Here is a 1,517-nt window from a genome sequence, read left to right as displayed (position 1 = left end):
CCCGGTCCGTCCGCGCGGACCGGGTCGGCGGTGAGGGGAGCTGGACCGTCCAGCCCACCGGCACGAGGAGAAGCACCACCGGTGTTCACCACCCGTCACGCGGCCTCCCAGCACATCGGCAGCCGCACCCACCAGGCCGACGCCACCGCCCACCACCACGACCCGGACACCGGCCGCACGGCCTGGGTCCTGCTCGACGGCATCGGCGACCACGAGCACACCGCCGCCTGGGTCCGCACCACCGCACCCGCGCTCGCCGCGCTGGCGGCCCGCCGCGGCGACCCCGTCACGGCCATCGGCCTCACCCGCTCCCGCGTCCCCGCCACCGTGGACCACCCCGAGGACTGGCCGCCGGACGCCGCCGCGGTCGTCGCCGTCCTCAGCACCGGCGGCATCCTCCACATCGCGTGGGCCGGAGACTGCCGCGCCTACCTCGCCGAGCACGGCCGGGCCCGCCTGATCACCACCGACCACAATGAAGCCACCGACCAGCGCCGCGCGGGCCGTCGGCCCGACCCGGACGCCCACGACTACCTGACCTCCTCGCTGTGCCACCTCCACGGGGCCATCGACCACGCGACCGTCCCGCTCGACCCCCACGGGCGCACGCTTCGGCTCCTGCTCGCCTCCGACGGCGCCTACCTGCCGCACGAGCACGCCGGCACCCTGCCCCCGCCCCACCCGTACGGCTCCCACCGCCCCTGGGCCGGCCCCGACGCCCCGGCCCCCGCCCTTGCGGGCACCCTCGAAACCGCCGCCCAGCACCTCGTCGACGCCGCCGTGAACGCCGACCCCAGCACGGCCGACAACGCCACCGTCCTGCTCGTCGACCTGCACCCCGCCGACTGACGCACCGCGAGCACGCTGCCCGACCGGCCGTGCCGCCCGGACCACCGCCGAAGCCAGCGGCGGGGCCCGGACGGTGCGGGGGACGGGCAGACCCCGCTCCCGACACCACTGATGCCCTGGGAGGCACCTGTGTCCGTGGGAGAGACCCCGATCACCGTCGTCGGCAACCTCACCGACGACCCCGAACTGCGCTTCACCCCGCAGGGCGTGGCGATGGCCCGCTTCACCGTCGCCTCCACCCCGCGCACCTACGACAAGACCACCGGCCAGTGGCGCGACGGCACCGCGCTGTTCCTGCGCGCCACGGCCTGGCGCGAGATGGCCGAGCACACCGCCGAGTCCCTGACCAAGGGCATGCGCGTGGTCGTCACCGGCCGCCTGGTGCAGCACAACTGGCAGACGGAGCAGGGCGAGAACCGCTCCATGCTCGGCCTCGACGTCGACGAGGTCGGCCCCAGCCTGCGCTTCGCCACCGCCAAGGTCACCAAGACCCAGCGAGGCGGCGCCCCGGCCGCGCGCCCGGCCGACCAGTGGTCCACCGCCGCCCCGGCCGCGCCCGGCGGCGAGTGGAGCGGCGCCCCGGCCGGCGGCTCGACCGAGCCGCCGTTCTAGCCGGACCGCACCCCCAAGCAGCACAAAGGGCCCCGCAGCAGCCGCCGAATCTTGGC

Annotated in this window: 2 protein-coding genes; both read left to right on the top strand. The window is 76.2% G+C overall.

Annotation, left to right across the window (positions count from 1 at the left end):
- Positions 1-81 precede the first annotated feature (81 nt).
- Positions 82-849, top strand: coding sequence for a PP2C family serine/threonine-protein phosphatase (locus ABZW03_RS40780; RefSeq protein WP_355269917.1), 768 nt, complete (start codon positions 82-84; stop codon positions 847-849).
- Between the two features lie 129 nt (positions 850-978).
- A complete protein-coding gene (locus ABZW03_RS40775; protein WP_355269915.1) occupies positions 979-1,461 on the top strand; it encodes a single-stranded DNA-binding protein in 483 nt (160 codons plus the stop codon).
- The last annotated feature ends 56 nt before the right edge of the window (positions 1,462-1,517 follow it).

The organism is Kitasatospora sp. NPDC004799 (assembly GCF_040609095.1).
GTDB lineage: Bacteria > Actinomycetota > Actinomycetes > Streptomycetales > Streptomycetaceae > Kitasatospora.
The sequence above is the reverse complement of the archived record's forward strand: the minus strand, read 5'-3'. Positions and strand labels throughout refer to the sequence as shown.